The 14631-nt window shown below is 51.5% G+C and carries 14 protein-coding genes and 2 pseudogenes; 3 read left to right on the top strand and 13 right to left on the bottom strand.

The features are described from left to right. Window positions 1-13 precede the first annotated feature (13 nt). The 6 genes from LN050_07265 to LN050_07240 form a co-directional block, all read right to left on the bottom strand. Window positions 14-1438, bottom strand: a complete 1425-nt coding sequence (locus tag LN050_07265; protein UFS55625.1) for a mannitol dehydrogenase family protein — start codon at window positions 1436-1438, stop codon at window positions 14-16. Window positions 1439-1492: 54 nt separating this feature from the next. Next, on the bottom strand, window positions 1493-2527 hold the full coding sequence (locus LN050_07260) for an ABC transporter ATP-binding protein (GenBank protein ID UFS55624.1): 1035 nt from the start codon (window positions 2525-2527) through the stop codon (window positions 1493-1495). A gap of 51 nt (window positions 2528-2578) precedes the next feature. Continuing rightward, window positions 2579-3409 (bottom strand): carbohydrate ABC transporter permease, encoded by an 831-nt coding sequence (locus tag LN050_07255; protein ID UFS55623.1) that lies wholly within the window; start codon window positions 3407-3409, stop codon window positions 2579-2581. Between the two features lie 18 nt (window positions 3410-3427). After that, entirely contained in the window at window positions 3428-4288 is an 861-nt protein-coding gene (locus tag LN050_07250) for a sugar ABC transporter permease (GenBank protein ID UFS55622.1), read from the bottom strand. A gap of 169 nt (window positions 4289-4457) precedes the next feature. Next, window positions 4458-5726: a sugar ABC transporter substrate-binding protein gene (locus tag LN050_07245; GenBank protein UFS57356.1), complete on the bottom strand. Its 1269-nt coding sequence runs from the start codon at window positions 5724-5726 to the stop codon at window positions 4458-4460. A gap of 406 nt (window positions 5727-6132) precedes the next feature. Beyond that, window positions 6133-6633: an Lrp/AsnC family transcriptional regulator gene (locus LN050_07240; protein ID UFS55621.1), complete on the bottom strand. Its 501-nt coding sequence runs from the start codon at window positions 6631-6633 to the stop codon at window positions 6133-6135. 164 nt (window positions 6634-6797) lie between these two features. Between LN050_07240 and glmS the strand changes: the two genes are divergently transcribed. Both glmS and LN050_07230 read left to right on the top strand, forming a co-directional pair. Next, window positions 6798-8690 (top strand): glutamine--fructose-6-phosphate transaminase (isomerizing), encoded by a 1893-nt coding sequence (glmS, locus tag LN050_07235; GenBank protein ID UFS55620.1) that lies wholly within the window; start codon window positions 6798-6800, stop codon window positions 8688-8690. Window positions 8691-8714: 24 nt separating this feature from the next. Beyond that, a pseudogene (locus LN050_07230) lies at window positions 8715-9064 on the top strand (DUF3147 family protein). Between the two features lie 64 nt (window positions 9065-9128). Here the strand turns inward: LN050_07230 and LN050_07225 are convergent. The 5 genes and pseudogenes from LN050_07225 to LN050_07205 form a co-directional block, all read right to left on the bottom strand. Then, window positions 9129-9257, bottom strand: a pseudogene (locus LN050_07225) (transposase). 93 nt (window positions 9258-9350) lie between these two features. Further along, window positions 9351-10592, bottom strand: coding sequence for an amino acid permease (locus LN050_07220; protein ID UFS55619.1), 1242 nt, complete (start codon window positions 10590-10592; stop codon window positions 9351-9353). Continuing rightward, window positions 10585-11697 (bottom strand): YqcI/YcgG family protein, encoded by a 1113-nt coding sequence (locus LN050_07215; GenBank protein UFS55618.1) that lies wholly within the window; start codon window positions 11695-11697, stop codon window positions 10585-10587. The genes LN050_07220 and LN050_07215 overlap by 8 nt, the downstream gene beginning before the upstream one ends. A gap of 100 nt (window positions 11698-11797) precedes the next feature. Then, the gene (locus LN050_07210) at window positions 11798-12208 is read right to left on the bottom strand and encodes an AsnC family transcriptional regulator (protein ID UFS55617.1); all 411 of its coding nucleotides are present in this window, start codon (window positions 12206-12208) and stop codon (window positions 11798-11800) included. A gap of 88 nt (window positions 12209-12296) precedes the next feature. Next, window positions 12297-12656 carry a hypothetical protein gene (locus LN050_07205; protein UFS57416.1) on the bottom strand — a complete coding sequence of 120 codons (360 nt, stop codon included), beginning with the start codon at window positions 12654-12656 and terminating at the stop codon, window positions 12297-12299. Window positions 12657-13025: 369 nt separating this feature from the next. Here LN050_07205 and LN050_07200 point away from each other — a divergent pair, with 369 nt between their 5' ends. Next, window positions 13026-13346: a HigA family addiction module antitoxin gene (locus LN050_07200; protein ID UFS55616.1), complete on the top strand. Its 321-nt coding sequence runs from the start codon at window positions 13026-13028 to the stop codon at window positions 13344-13346. Window positions 13347-13436: 90 nt separating this feature from the next. Here the strand turns inward: LN050_07200 and LN050_07195 are convergent, their stop codons facing one another. Together LN050_07195 and LN050_07190 are read right to left on the bottom strand one after the other, a co-directional pair. Beyond that, a complete protein-coding gene (locus LN050_07195; protein ID UFS55615.1) occupies window positions 13437-13841 on the bottom strand; it encodes a type II toxin-antitoxin system PemK/MazF family toxin in 405 nt (134 codons plus the stop codon). Then, on the bottom strand, window positions 13841-14122 hold the full coding sequence (locus tag LN050_07190) for a hypothetical protein (GenBank protein UFS55614.1): 282 nt from the start codon (window positions 14120-14122) through the stop codon (window positions 13841-13843). Before LN050_07190 ends, LN050_07195 begins: the two co-directional genes overlap by 1 nt. Between the last annotated feature and the right edge of the window lie 509 nt (window positions 14123-14631).

Raw genomic sequence — 14631 nt, 5'->3', positions numbered from 1 at the left:
AGGCGTTTTGATGTTACGCGTGAGCTGGCGCATGCTGCGCTACAAATGCTTGCACACGGGTGTACGCAGCACGTAATGCGTTTTCAAGAGCGGGTGTACCCGCAAGATCGGCCCACAGCACGGTGTTGGCTGCAAACACTTTGACGGGGTCAGCAGCTTCACACATGGCGTGTGCGGCCTCGTGGTCCATGGCTTGGTCTTGGTACTCGTAGGCAATGCCACCCACATGCCAGCGCTGCAGGTACGCCAAAAATAAGGCGGGCAACATGGCTACCGCTGCTATTGATTCGCCGCGATTGAGGCGCTGGCGAATGGTGGGTGCAATAAAGCCTGGGATTTTGGAAAAGCCGTCCATGGCCACGCGCTGATTGGTGTCTGCAATGGCCTCGTTACAAAAGCGCTCTAGCACCACATCACGGTAAGTTTCTAAGTCAATAGGGCTTGGTGTGAGCACGGGAATGGTGTCTAGTGTCACGTAGTCATAGGCCAACTGGCGTGTGGCTGCATGTAGGCTGCCTTCGTGTATGTAGGTCATGCCTAGCAAGGTGCCCGCCCACGCAATACAGCTGTGGGTGGCGTTGAGCAGCCTAATTTTGGCCTCTTCAAAGGGGGCTACGTTGTCTGTCATTTCGACGCCAACGCGCTCAAGCGCTGGGCGTCCGTTGATGAAGTTGTCTTCAATGACCCACTGTGTAAAGCTTTCGCCCATGAGGCTTGCTGGGTCGTCAATGCCGGTTGAAGCCTTAACGCGCGCAGCAACTTCGGGCGTGGGACGGGGCGTAATACGGTCCACCATGGCATTGGGGCAAGTGGTGTTGGCTTGTACCCAAGTGAGTAAATCGTGATCGCCCACCAACTCAATAAACTGATGCAGGCCCTTGCGAGCCTTATTTCCGTTGTGTCGCAAGTTGTCGCAGTTCAGCAGCGTTACAGCTCCGGCGTTGTTCGCCATGCGCGCACGCAGCAAGGTGCACAGAGCACCGTAAATGGTGTGACCAGCTTGGCCGCTTTTGACTTTGGCAACATCATTTGCCAAGTCGGTAAAGCTGAGGTCTAGCTGGTCTGCTGCATCAAGGTAGTAGCCTGCCTCAGTGACAGTAAACGAGATGATGCGTGTGTTGGCATTGGCTGCTTTGGCTTGTAGGCCCGTCAATTCGGGCGTGTAACTGATCACGTCTTGTATGGCCGTGATGCGCTCAAAGTGGTGTTCACCCTTGGGTGAGACAGTCTCCAGTGTGTAGGCGCCACCTTGGGCTTGCAGCGCAGCAATGATTTCTGGCATGTCAGGGCGAATATGCCCACCTGCGAACGCCCAGGATACATCGCCCAAAGCGCGCAACGCATTGAGGTACACAGCTTGGTGTGCCCTGTGAAACGAGCCCAAGCCCAAATGCAAAATCCACTGCGTGGTAGCGGTGGGGGCAGCGTGTGCGGACATTCGATGTGGCCTTTTAATTGAAAGTATTGAATAACGTGACGAGGGGTGTAACGCTTAAGCTGCGGCTACGATGCGTCCATTGGCGTCAAACCAATGGGCGCGTGTGAGGTCTAGCGTTACGCTTGCGTCTTGGCCTACGCTGTATTGGCTGCGGTCGTTTTGTCGGGCAACCCACTGCACACCACTGGCAGTGCGCGCGTAAATCAGTGTCTCAGCGCCCAAGGCTTCAATCAGCTCAACCTTGACTGCGATGCCCGTGCCTGCGTCACCAACCACCACATGCTCTGGACGAATGCCGATGGCTCCGTTGGATGCTCCCACTTGCTCAGCGTGGCTGGCAATGCTGGCCTCTTGGGCGCACTGCACCACGTTCATTTGTGGTGTGCCAATAAACTGCGCTACGAACTGGTTGGCGGGCTTGTCGTATAGCTCAAGTGGTGTGCCCACTTGCTCAATCTGGCCATCGCGTAGTACCACTACGCGGTCGGCCAGTGTCATCGCTTCTACTTGGTCGTGGGTGACGTAAATGGTGGTGGCACCCAGGTCGCGGTGGAGCTTGGCAATTTCAATGCGGGTTTGGCCGCGTAGCGCTGCGTCCAGGTTTGATAACGGCTCATCAAACAAAAACACCTTGGGCGCGCGCACAATGGCACGGCCAATAGCCACACGTTGGCGCTGGCCACCTGACAAGTCTTTGGGCTGACGTTCCAGGTATTGGGTGAGGTCCAAAATATCGGCGGCCTTTTTGACCTTGTCGTTAATCTCGGCCTGCGGCGCGCCCGCGAGCTTCAGTGCAAAGCTCATGTTCTCTGCCACATTCATGTGGGGGTACAAGGCGTAGCTTTGAAACACCATAGCCAAGTCGCGCTTGCTAGATGGCAAGTGGGTGATATCTTTGCCCTCAAGACTTAGCATGCCGCCGTCAATGTGCTCTAGACCCGCAATGAGGCGTAGCAGTGTGGACTTGCCGCAGCCCGATGGGCCCACAAACACAATGAACTCACCGGGGTTGATGTCCAGGTCAATGCCTTTGATGGCGCGGTGTTCGCCGAAAAACTTCTCTATGCCCTGTAGTTGCAAGTAAGCCATGCTGTGATTCCGAAATTAAATGTATGAATGTGTAAGTGGTTTCTTGTGCGTTTACTTCACCGCACCAAAGGTCAGCCCTTGTACCAACTGCTTTTGGCTGAACCAGCCAAACACGACGATGGGCGCAATTGCCATAAAGGAAGCGGCAGACAACTTGGCCCAAAACAAACCCTCTGGGCTGGAGTAGCCAGCAATCAGCGTGGCCAATGTGCCGCCGTTGGCTGCCGTGAGGTTCAAGCTCCAAAAGGCCTCGTTCCAAGACAGCACCAAGCACAGCAAGCCGGTAGAGGCCAAGCCACCCATGGCCAATGGCATCAATACCATGCGTGCTTCTTGCCAAAGGGATGCGCCGTCCATGCGCGCGGCTTCTAGAATTTCGCGCGGTATTTCTTTGAACTGCGAGTACAGCATCCACACCATGATGGGCAGGTTGGACAGGGTAAACACAATGATCAGTGCGATGGGGCTATCCAGCAGGTCACTTTTTTGGGCCAATACGTATACGGGTACCAAAGCGCCCACGGCGGGCATCATCTTGGTGGACAGCATCCACATCAAAATGTCTTTGTCGTGCTTACCTTTGAAGAAGGCCATGGCGTAAGCCGCTGGTGCTGCAATCACCAAGCCTAAAACAGTGGATATCACGCTGGTGACCACGGAGTTTTTGGCGTATTGCAAATAGTCGCTTCGCTCATTGACCTCATGAAAGCTCTCTAGCGTGGGGCTAAAAAACAGCTCAGGTGGTACGGCAATGGCTTGCAACTCGGTTTTAAACGATGTGAGTATCAGCCAGCCCAGCGGGAAGAACAGTAAAAGAGCTACGCCCCACGCGGCGACGGTGCGCACAGCGTAGGCGGCTGTATAGGTAGATTGGCGTGCCATGTGATGTCCCTGTTTGCTTTATTTGTCTAGGTTTTTACCAACCATGCGAATCATGAATATGCCCACAATGTTGGCCAACACCACTGCAAACAACGCGCCGGCAGAGGCCACGCCCGCGTCAAAGTTGAGCAGCGCTTGCTTAAAGATGAGGTAAGCCACGTTGGTACTGGCGTCACCTGGGCCACCACCTGTAGTGGTGTAAATTTCGGCGAAGACGCTGAGTAAGAAGATGAGCTCAATCATCACCACCACCGCCACTGATCGGCCTAGGTGTGGGATGTACAGGTAGCGAAACTGCTGGAAGAAGTTGGCACCATCCATGCGGGAGGCTTCGAGCTGTTCCCGGTCCATGCTTTGCAGTGACGTGATGAAGATCAGCGTGGCAAACGGCAGCCATTGCCATGACACCATGACAATCACAGAGAACAACGGCAGCTCTGTGAGCCAGTCAACAGGTGTAGCTCCAAAGAAGATCCACACTTGCGCGAGTACGCCGTAGATGGGGTTCATCATCATGTTCTTCCACAGCAAAGCGTTCACTGTGGGCATGATGAAAAAGGGCGAAATCAGCAGTATGCGCACTATGCCTCGGCCAGCGAGTGGCTCGTTGATGAGCAGTGCAACAAGTACGCCAAAGACAACGGTAATGCCAATGACGCTGCTGAGCAGTAGCAGCGTGTTCATCACAGCAGCGCCAAATGAAGGGTCCGTTAAGAAGTATTCGTAGTTCTCAAACCCAATGTAGCCAGACAACTCCGGCTGTAAAAAATTGAACTGTATGAGCGAGAAATAGATGGTCATCACCAGCGGCACGATCATCCACAAGAAGAGCGTACTGACAGCGGGAGCCATTAAAAGGCGAGGAAGCGTGCGTTTCATAGCGGACCACCTTGTTAGGTGAAAACTAATGCGCAATAGCCTGCATCGAAGGGCCAGCGCGTTATGTATAAAAGACGTAAACGTTAGGGGTGGCGAAATGGTGCAGAGCTATAGCAAATAACAAAGAAAGCGGGGCCTGCCCACAAGGGCAGACCCCGGTCATAACGGCTTACTTGTAGTAGCCGGCCTTCTTCATCTGACGCTCAGCAGCCACTTGGCTGGCTTTCAGTGCGGCATCAATGGAGCTCTTGCCTGCCAATGCTGCGCTCATTTGCTGACCCACTGTGGTGCCGATTGCTTGGAACTCAGGGATGGCAGCAAACTGCACGCCAACGTATGGGCTCTTTGGCAGTGTTGAGTCGCTTGGGTTGGCAGAGTCGATAGCCATCTTCTCAGCAGGTGCGAAGCGAGCAGCTTTTACAAATTTTGGATTTGCATATGTGCTCTTGCGTGTACCTGTTGGTACAGCACCCCAACCGTTGGTCTTGGCAACCAGCTCGATGTACTCTTTAGAGGTCGCCCATGTGACGAACTTCTGAGCGGCATCAACCTTTTTAGAGCCTGATGGCACAGCCAGCGCCCACGCCCACAACCAGTTGGCACCCTTGGGTGTTACGGCTGTTGGAGCTTGTGCAAACGCCATTTGGTCGGCAACTTCCGATTGCTTGGGGTCGCTTACAAATGAGGCTGCAATAGTTGCGTCAACCCACATGCCACACTTGCCGGAATTGGTCAGAGCCAAGATTTCGTTGAAGCTGTTGGCGGCTGAGCCTGGAGGGCCGTACTTGGTGAGCATGTCTACGTAGAACGTAACAGCGTCTTTCCATGGCTTGCTTTCTAGCTGCGGCTTCCAGTCCATGTCAAACCACTGGCCACCAAAGGTGTTGACCATGGTTGAGATCAGGGCCATGTTGTCGCCCCAGCCTGGCTTGCCACGCAAGCAAATGCCATACACGCCATTTGCTGGGTCGTGCATTTTTGAGGCCAAGTCACGGATCTCAACCCATGTTGGACGGTCTGGCACAGACACGCCAGCTTTGTCAGCCAAGTCCTTGCGGTACATCAACATTGAGCTTTCGCCGTAAAACGGTGCGGCAAACAACTTGCCGTCTACAGACAAGCCGCCGCGCATGGCTGGCAACAAGTCGTTAACGTCGTAAGCTGCGTCGGTCTTGAGCTCTTGCAGCCAACCTTTTTTGCCCCAAATTGGGGTTTCGTACATGCCTATGGTCATCACGTCAAACTGGCCGCCTTTGGTGGCGATGTCTGTGGTGACACGTTGGCGCAATACGCCTTCTTCAAGTGTGACCCACTTGAGTTTGATGTCTGGGTTGGCCTTCTCGAAATTGCTGCTGAGCTTTTGCATTTCGATCATATGGCCGTTGTTAACGGTGGCCACGACCAATTCGGTAGCGGCTTGTGCCAAACCAGCTGTCATCAAGGCGGCTGTTAGGGCTGAGGCAATACGTAGTTTCACGTTGGTCTCCTGGGAGTTTGAGGGTTTCACACTGATGTCAATAACGACAGGTCGGTCGTTGGGTTAAGTGTGCGTTTACGCCAAAGTGCAGTTTGATATGCGACATATGCACGTCAATACTTTTATGCTCTTATAAACCTAGTAATTTCCCTAGCAAATGCTTAAAAGTTTAGGTTTTGGGCATTATTGCGGCATTAGAACAATTTGTGTTCGAAGAAAACCGCTATGAAAGTACACGTTCTTGGCTTTTGCAGTTCGCGACTGACTTGAGAAAACGGGCTAGCCGCCTACGCACGCTGTCATACAACTGGAGTGCCGCCATGGCCACCAAATCAAGCTGGGTGGAGCAGCCTGACCCGTTGGTGGTTTACACCGGACCACCAAGTGCCACTTGCGTTGAAAACTTAGCGCGCTTCACGCTGAAAAACGCCTTCACGTTGCGCACATTGGCATGCGCTGTAAAAAGCGTTTGTGCCATCGCCAGGTAGGCGGGCATGTCGGTGGCCTGCACCACCAAACAAAAGTCTGGCCCTGGGCTGGTGCGCCAGCATTGCTGCACGCCGGGGTGGGCGCAGACGTGGGCTTCAAAGGCGTCCAGGTGTTCGGCGCCTTGGTGGTCTAGGCTGATTTCAACAATGGCGTGCAAGCCCGCGCCCACCATCAGCGCCACTGCGTCGGCGTTGAGTATGGCGGCTTGGCGCTCAATGACGCCAGCGTCTCGTAGGCGCTTGACGCGACGCAATGCTGTAGCGGGTGACAGCCCCAGCTTGGCGGCCAGCGCGGCGTTGGTGAGGCTGGCGTCCGCTTGCAGTTGGGCCAGTAGTTGAAGGTCTGTGTTGTCCCAGGTGATGGTGTTGGCCTTGTTCATTGCTTCACATTTGCTTAAATAACGAAATAAAAAACCATTTAATCACAACTATGAAATTTACAGTCATAAATAAACCATATTTGAATGCTTATTTTTTGCCACCACTTCTAAACTAGCCGGCATTCATCATTAAATGGGGTGTTGTTTACCCCGGGAGTTGGCGTATGTGTGGCATTGTTGGTGCGGTTTCTAGCCGCAATATCGTTCCTGTGCTGGTGCAGGGGCTGCAGCGCCTGGAGTACCGGGGCTATGACTCTTGTGGCGTGGCTGTGCACGCAAACGGCTTGCAGCGCAGCCGCAGCACCGCGCGGGTGGCAGACCTGCTAAGCCAGGTTAACGACACACAGCTAAGCGGCGGCACTGGCATTGCGCACACGCGCTGGGCCACACATGGCGCACCGGCTGTACACAACGCCCACCCGCACTTTAGCCACGGCCCTGGTGTTGATGCAGGTGCTGACGCGCCACAGCGCGCAGGCCGCATTGCGTTGGTGCACAACGGCATTATTGAAAACCACGATGAGTTGCGCGAAGCCTTGCAAGCCAAGGGCTACGTGTTTACCAGCCAAACCGACACCGAGGTGATTGCCCACCTCATGGACTCGCTGTACGACGGCGACTTGTTTGAAGCCTTGCAAGCCACAGTGGTGCAGTTGCAAGGCGCCTACGCCATTGCCGCCTTTCACAAAGACGAGCCGCACCGTGTGGCGGGCGCACGCTTTGGCTCACCGCTGGTGTTGGGTGTTGGCAGTGCCGACAACACGGGTGAGTTTTTCTTGGCCAGTGATGCCATGGCTTTGGCCGGCGTGACCGACCAAATCGTGTACCTGGAAGAGGGCGACCGCGTGGACTTGCAACTGGGCAAGTACTGGATTGTGAACGGTCAAGGCCAACGCGTGACACGCGAAGTCAAAACCGTATTGGCGCACAGTGGCGCGGCAGAGCTGGGGCCTTACCGCCACTACATGCAAAAAGAAATTTTTGAGCAACCACGCGCTTTGGCAGACACGCTAGAGGGTTTGGTGGGCATAGTGCCTGAGTTGTTTGACGGTGTGCAGGCCCCCGCGCCTGGTGATAACGCCCATGCCGTGTTCAAACAGATTGACCGCATTTTGATATTGGCGTGCGGCACCAGTTACTACAGCGGCTGCACGGCCAAGTACTGGCTGGAAAGCATTGCCGGCATACCCACACAAGTAGAGGTGGCCAGCGAATACCGCTACCGCACCAGCGTGCCACACCCCAACACCCTGGTGGTGACACTGAGCCAAAGCGGTGAGACCGCTGACACCTTGGCCGCGCTGCGCCACGCGCAAAGTTTGGGTATGCACCACACGCTGACCATTTGCAACGTGTCCACGTCTGCCATGGTGCGTGAATGCAAGTTGGCTTACATCACCCGCGCAGGGGTGGAAATTGGCGTGGCGTCTACCAAAGCGTTTACCACCCAGTTGGCAGGCCTGTTTTTGCTAACGCTGGCGTTGGCGCAAAGCAAAGGCAAACTCAGCGAAGCCGACGAGGCAGAGCACCTCAAAGCCATGCGCCACTTGCCCGCCGCCTTGCAAGACGTGCTGGCCCTGGAGCCGCAGCTTATTGCGTGGTCGCAAGACTTTGCGCGCATGGACAATGCCTTGTTTTTAGGCCGTGGCTTGCACTACCCCATTGCTTTAGAAGGCGCGCTTAAGTTGAAAGAAATCAGCTACATACACGCCGAGGCCTACCCCGCAGGCGAGCTCAAGCACGGCCCGCTGGCGCTGGTAACCAGTGAGATGCCCGTTGTGACTGTCGCGCCCAACGACGCGCTGCTTGAAAAGCTCAAAAGCAACATGCAAGAAGTACGCGCCCGAGGCGGCGTGCTGTACGTGCTGGCCGACGGCGACAGCCGCATCAAAGCCGCACCCGGCCTAAACGTTATACGCATGCCCGAACACTACGGCGTGCTAAGCCCCCTGCTGCACGTGGTGCCACTGCAAATGCTGGCCTATCACACGGCTTGTGCAAAAGGCACTGATGTGGACAAGCCTAGAAACTTGGCCAAGTCGGTGACGGTGGAGTAATTTCAATTTGTACATAGGGAACCTATGGCTTGGATCATCACAAAATACTTGCTCACAGCGGCTGTCGTCGTGATCGTGTCTGAGGCAGCCAAGCGCGCGACAAGCTGGGCGGTCTGATTGCTGCTTTGCCGCTGGTGACTTTTTTGACTTTGATCTGGCTTTATATTGAGAAGCAACCAGTCGACAAGATTTCCAATCACGCTTGGTACACCTTCTGGTATGTGGTGCCGACCTTGCCAATGTTCTTAGCCTTCCCATTCCTTCATGACCGTATTGGTTTTTGGTGGACACTGACTGCGTGTGCTGTGATCACGGTTGTTTGTTTTATGGCGTTTTCTTATGTCGTGAAACAGTTTGGCCTTGACTTACTTTAAGTCACGGGAAGTGGCTCGTTAGGCTATACAACAGAGACGTTGCCGGAATGGCTCAAGCGAGCACAGAAGGGCGTAGGTCATAGGCTAGGCTGGCCTCGGTCACGGTGGTTTTGCCTTGGCTGGTAGCTAGGATCAAGTCCGTCTTGCGCTTGGCCGTCCATAGTTTGATGTCATCTTCCGGCTGGCTACTCACAGGTGTTTCCCTTCAACAGTAACACCTGCAAGAAGTCATTGGGTAAATACATTTTTGTCGTCTTCCCACACCCGCGTGACCTCCCCTTGAGGGTCATGCTGTATTTTTCTTAGAGAAAAACAAGCCTGCAATTGCCAAGACAGAGCAATAGATTAGGCCAGGAAGACTGAAAAGTGTGAGCATCATTAGCACACTCACTATTGCGCAAATACTCACCAAAAATTTGATATTCATTCCGTAATGAATCTTTGCAAAACCAATGGAGCAAAGCAAATACAACACAAAGAAATTCTGCCCGGCTAATTGCAACAACGATTCGGCTCCAAACCTTAACTCTTGTGCCGCAAAAGTAACTGTGGAAAATAGAAGCCATGTCAGCGTCATTGCAATCATTGGCTGCCCTTTTTTATTTAGTCTGCCAATAATCTTTGGTAAAAAGCCATCACGACCAGCTGAATAAATTCCACGAGATGCGGAAATAAAAGCCGCAATAACATTGGCAATAACCAAGAGCGCGGCAATAACGCCTACAACGATGCCACCAAATTGGCCAAAAGAAAATTTGGCCAATTCAATAAATGGCGTAAGTTTCCAGACATCATTATCTTCAGCGAAAGTTGCTACTGTCCATGCGATAAAAACATACATTGCAACAACAATGGCAAAGCTAGCCCATATTGACGTCGGTATATCTCGCTTTGGATTTTTCATGTCTTCAGCAAGAAAAGCCGTCATCTCCCACCCAGTGTAAGCGAACAGTATTATTGGAATCGCTGACGTAATTCCCTCGTATTGACTTATTTCAATATGCAATGGGATTACAACTGTCGGCCATTGTACGTTGAAAAGGAAAAATGCAGCAATGGCTGATAATCCAATTACAATGAAAGCGGCAATTACTGTTTGAATGGTTCCTGATAGTTTCAAGCCCACTACCCCAGCGATATATGCCAAGCCAATCACCAAAAGACCAGCTTGCAAAACTGTAATACCTGGCACAGTTTGCCTCAGATATTGAGAGCCAATTAAGGCAATAGCTGGAATGCCCAAAGTAAACGTACCGAAGACAATCACTTCTGCCATAGACGCGAATTTTCGACCCAACGCTACTCTTATATAGCCTACAACTCCACCCGCGCTCGGATTATTAGCCCCAAAATATGAGAATATATATAGCAATGGCACCATCAATACGGCAACCAGAATCCAAGGTAAATACCCGAATTTACCAGCCAATCCAAAGCTTAAACCAGGAAGTGCCAACAAGCCTGCGCCAACAACAATGGTGACGGACATTGCCGTTGCAACAACAACGCCAATTTTATTATCATGCATGCCTATCTCCTTGATTAATGGATTCCGGTTTAACAATTCTGGTAGCTATTACGTATAAGCAGCCATCCTTTCCTGCTTTTGATTTATGCGGAGTCATAGCAGGTAAAATCAACCTGTCACCAGCGCTACAAGTAACCGCAGTTATTCCATACTCAAAAGTAATATCACCACGAATAATGTGCAGTGTCTCATCTGCAGCATGATGATGCTGTTCATGGACTCTAAATTGTGTGTCGTATTGCACTTCAACTGAGCCAGTTGGTGGCAATAATCCAGTGACGGCTTCTTCCAGACTTTTTATATTGGTCGATACTACTTCTGGTTGTAAATTATTCACTCTCTTATGAAATGGGCAGGCGTGCGTTTGAGGTTCATTTGTATCATGAAGAAAGTACTGCTTCCACTCACGGTTATCATTGCTTCCATATGTACCTAGTTCAGGAGAAGCTGGAATTCTATCGAGCAAAGAAAGTCTTCCCCTGATTTCTTTTTTAATTTTTTCAGCGTTTGGTGCATTACTTCTTATAACGCCATCAAAAACCCATCGAGGTTGAAATGTAATCATGAAGTTTTTAGAATATCTACTTTTTCTTGCTTTATGTGATGGGGTATTACATACAACGAAAATTGGCTCTCCAGCAAATGAAAATTCCCATAAACTATCATCTGGGTTAACTGGAATATTGCGAGGCCATGCACGGGCATCAAGAGCAGATATTGAGTTCAGGATATCCCAAAATAGCTTCTCATACTTTTCTACACCCAAATCAGCTGTTTCATTAAAAAACACCACAAGTGAGGTGTTCTTTCCAAATGTATATGCACATGGAATAAAGCTTTGTAGCATTGCTGCAATATTTATACTGACTTCTGGCGAGCTGATATCACCAGGTACAAAACCAAATCGCAATTGATTGGAAGCAAGGCCCGCAACTCCCAAAGTGCAAGGAAATCTCCGCTCTTTATCAATCACTATTTTTTCAAAATATTCATATGCCATTTTCTCCCATGATTTTATTGGCATATCTTGAATTTCATTCTTATCCCAAATTCGCATAGCAAGTTTCCAGCTTATTGAAAAACAAGGCCAAATTTTACGTTGCATGAATCAGAGAGCACAACTTGCCAAAGGAAAGAATACGCGTTCATTACGAATATTATCTATTACCAGGTGGAATAAGTGGCTAACAAGATTGTTTTATATTTTATTCGTACGTCTTAATGACGATATGCGTTGATACGCTAGAAACCTCTTGTTGTTCAGAAAGATATGTTCTCATGACTTGTAAATCTTGAGCTTCATCAACTTCCGTCCAGATGAATAAATCTTTATTTCCGGTAACAGACCATGCTTTGTTTATGTTGAACATTGCTCTAAACTTAGGAAGAATATCTTCGCATTTCGACTTGGGCTTTAGACAAATTTCAAATATTGCCGGTACAGCCTTTCTTCGCAGAGCGATTCCAAAACCCAAGATTTCACCATCCTTAATTAAACTCTCAATTCTATTTTGAACCGCGACTCTTGATCTGTGGACCTTGCCAGCTATTTCTGTAGATCTCATCCGGGCATCTACAGATAAAAAGTTAATAATTTTCCTATCTATTTCGTCCATTTTCCATATCCGTTATGTGATCTGGGTATATTTTCATAACATCCGCCAAGCGTGAATTGATGCATGAGTGTTCATGGTGAGGCCAACGTTAAATTCCTTGCCATCTCTCCAGGCCCCTTTGGGCCTGTTGTGGGGCGTTCGACCACACTTTTTTGACCAAACTCCGGTAACGTGTCTTGCGATGCCCGAGCTGGCTCTTGATCGCCTGAAGCGTATGCTCTAACTTCGCCCGGCTGCTGGCCTTGAGCTTGTCCAGCTTGTCGCGCAGCGCATGGCTGGGTTTGGTTTTGCTCAGCGCTTTGCGCTTTAGACTTTCCAAGTCGTCAAGTCGAGACTTGGTAACGCCTGATGCAAGTTTTAGTGCTGCTTTACGGCACGTGTAACGGCCCAACTTACTTGACAAACGCTTCGATGGCTTGAGCGGCTTCCCTGCCTGTTTAAACGTCATCGAAGAGGTCGGATATGAGGTGCAAAGGAAGTTGTTTATTTGCGGCCTCAATGCGTTAGTTAGTACTAAAAAGACCCACTCGCTTGTGGATTGTATTCCTTTTATAGCTTAATTAGTATACTTTAAGAGTAGTCAAAATCAGACATGGAAGAGCGAGGTATTCGTTCGATCGTCGTCAATAAATCGGGAGTTGGTCAGGGCGGGCGCAAAGCCAGCGAACCAGGCCGACATATACATTCAAGCGATGTGCAAGCGCCGAGGCATAGTTGGCCATGTTCATTTTGATTGAGCCTTGGTACAGCCCACTGAGGCGCTTGGCATTAGTCTCGACTCGCTTTTTGGACTATCAGGATTACCACTGAGGTGTTTATGAGTTCGATGTTCAATCCCCCACACCCCGGCCTCACTTTGAGGGACGACATCTTGCCTGCCTTGGATTTGCAGGTGGGTGAAGCAGCTGCCCAGTTGGGCGTGGACCGGACGACTTTGTCCAAAGTAGTCAATGGGCGGGCCGCGATCAGCCCTTCAATGGCACTGCGCATTGAGCGTTGGCTGAGTCGCGAGCATGGCGGGGCGGCTGAGGTATGGCTGGCACAGCAAGCGGCGTATGACCTCTGGCAAGCACGGGTCGCAGCGAAGGCTGGCAAGACCCTTTCGGGCATCAAGGCACTGAGGCTTCAAACGGCATGACCGGGGAGCAGGGCTCAGCGGACGTAGCGGCGCTCTGATTCAAAAAAGTTTGCCGCTTGCGTTCCTGTGCGGCTGGGGCCATGGTTGGGCCTATTGGCTTGCTGCTGCGAAAGCGGTGGCGGCAATTCTGACCATGCTCGGATGCAGTGTCCCCAGCTTTGGAATCTGGCCATGCGGCGCATGGGGAGGCACCGAGAAATAGGTGTCGTTGAACGGAAGCTCAAGCACGTTTCTTAAATCGAACTTGGTGTTGTAGCTCAGTCCGGCGCTGGTATAGGCGGCCGGATGTTCATTTTGGGCAATGCGAAACTCTCCGCTGTACAAACGGCCCGTCTTTTGGCTTGTGCCGTATGCCACGCTCACGAAGATCAAGCCCTGGTCGTCTTCCTTGGTCGAAACAATGAGGCCCGGGCGTGGTTTGGCCTTGGGGTGAATGTTGTCAGGAAAGTGGCACCAGACGATGTCGCCGGCTGTAGGTTCTGGCCACCACCGCATCAGGTGCTTTCCAGTTCAAAAAGACTGCTGCGAACCGTGCCGCCTTTGGCTTTGGGCGCTGATTTTTTAACCTGACTGAGCTGGGCCTTGGTTAGAGCGCCCTCATCAGCCTCGTATTGCGGCAGACATTTGGTGGCTAACTGCTGCAGGGCCATGTGAATGACCTGCGTTTCGTCAACGCCCAGCACCTCAGCCAGGCGCTTGGCTGTTGTTCGGGTCACGCCTGTTGCGCTGTCGCGCGCACGGTAGCGAAAGGCGATCTGAGCGGTTGCAGCTGCCATGGGTGGATCCTTTGCAAATAGATATCTTAAAGATATCAAAGGCGCCCCAGGTTGTCAACCAGAGGGGCAGAAACCGGGTCTCGAAAAAATTAAAGAATCTGGAGCTATGGCCAAGGTACTTGATTGGAAAAAAACTGTCGGGTGTAAAGGGGCAACTCCACAGTACATGCACGGGTGTAGATGTGAAAAGGCCTGTTGGCGAAATACATAGTATTGCTGTCACAGATTAAGAGGACATCAGGGCATGTGGCTGTTCAATAGCCTCAAGCGGCCATAAGTGTATACTAAAAAACTACTTTAAGGGGTCTAAGTGGTGTCCATCATCATCTAAAAAAAGGGGGGCTACTGGCAAGGGCGCGCTCCGCCCAAACGCCACTTGCGCCAAGTCACTTGGCATGATCTTGCCGACAAACAAGCCTGTACCGTTGATTCACCCCGCAGATCAAAGCAGTCAATACACGGCTTTGACAGCAAACGAATTGAAAGATTCGCCCGTACCGTAAAGCCCG

It is taken from the genome of Comamonadaceae bacterium M7527, assembly GCA_021044545.1.
In the GTDB taxonomy this organism is placed as follows: domain Bacteria; phylum Pseudomonadota; class Gammaproteobacteria; order Burkholderiales; family Burkholderiaceae_C; genus RS62.
Note: the sequence above shows the minus strand (reverse complement) of the source record. Positions and strands in the feature narration are given on the sequence as shown.

Excerpts from the sequence above, each read along its gene's own strand:
- LN050_07265 (UFS55625.1), bottom strand. The coding sequence starts at position 1,438 with ATGTCCGCACACGCTGCCCCCACCGCTACCACGCAGTGGATTTTGCAT.
- LN050_07260 (UFS55624.1), bottom strand. The coding sequence starts at position 2,527 with ATGGCTTACTTGCAACTACAGGGCATAGAGAAGTTTTTCGGCGAACAC.
- LN050_07255 (UFS55623.1), bottom strand. The coding sequence starts at position 3,409 with ATGGCACGCCAATCTACCTATACAGCCGCCTACGCTGTGCGCACCGTC.
- LN050_07250 (UFS55622.1), bottom strand. The coding sequence starts at position 4,288 with ATGAAACGCACGCTTCCTCGCCTTTTAATGGCTCCCGCTGTCAGTACG.
- LN050_07245 (UFS57356.1), bottom strand. The coding sequence starts at position 5,726 with ATGACAGCTGGTTTGGCACAAGCCGCTACCGAATTGGTCGTGGCCACC.
- LN050_07240 (UFS55621.1), bottom strand. The coding sequence starts at position 6,633 with ATGAACAAGGCCAACACCATCACCTGGGACAACACAGACCTTCAACTA.
- glmS (UFS55620.1), top strand. The coding sequence starts at position 6,798 with ATGTGTGGCATTGTTGGTGCGGTTTCTAGCCGCAATATCGTTCCTGTG.
- LN050_07220 (UFS55619.1), bottom strand. The coding sequence starts at position 10,592 with ATGCATGATAATAAAATTGGCGTTGTTGTTGCAACGGCAATGTCCGTC.
- LN050_07215 (UFS55618.1), bottom strand. The coding sequence starts at position 11,697 with ATGCAACGTAAAATTTGGCCTTGTTTTTCAATAAGCTGGAAACTTGCT.
- LN050_07210 (UFS55617.1), bottom strand. The coding sequence starts at position 12,208 with ATGGACGAAATAGATAGGAAAATTATTAACTTTTTATCTGTAGATGCC.
- LN050_07205 (UFS57416.1), bottom strand. The coding sequence starts at position 12,656 with ATGACGTTTAAACAGGCAGGGAAGCCGCTCAAGCCATCGAAGCGTTTG.
- LN050_07200 (UFS55616.1), top strand. The coding sequence starts at position 13,026 with ATGAGTTCGATGTTCAATCCCCCACACCCCGGCCTCACTTTGAGGGAC.
- LN050_07195 (UFS55615.1), bottom strand. The coding sequence starts at position 13,841 with ATGCGGTGGTGGCCAGAACCTACAGCCGGCGACATCGTCTGGTGCCAC.
- LN050_07190 (UFS55614.1), bottom strand. The coding sequence starts at position 14,122 with ATGGCAGCTGCAACCGCTCAGATCGCCTTTCGCTACCGTGCGCGCGAC.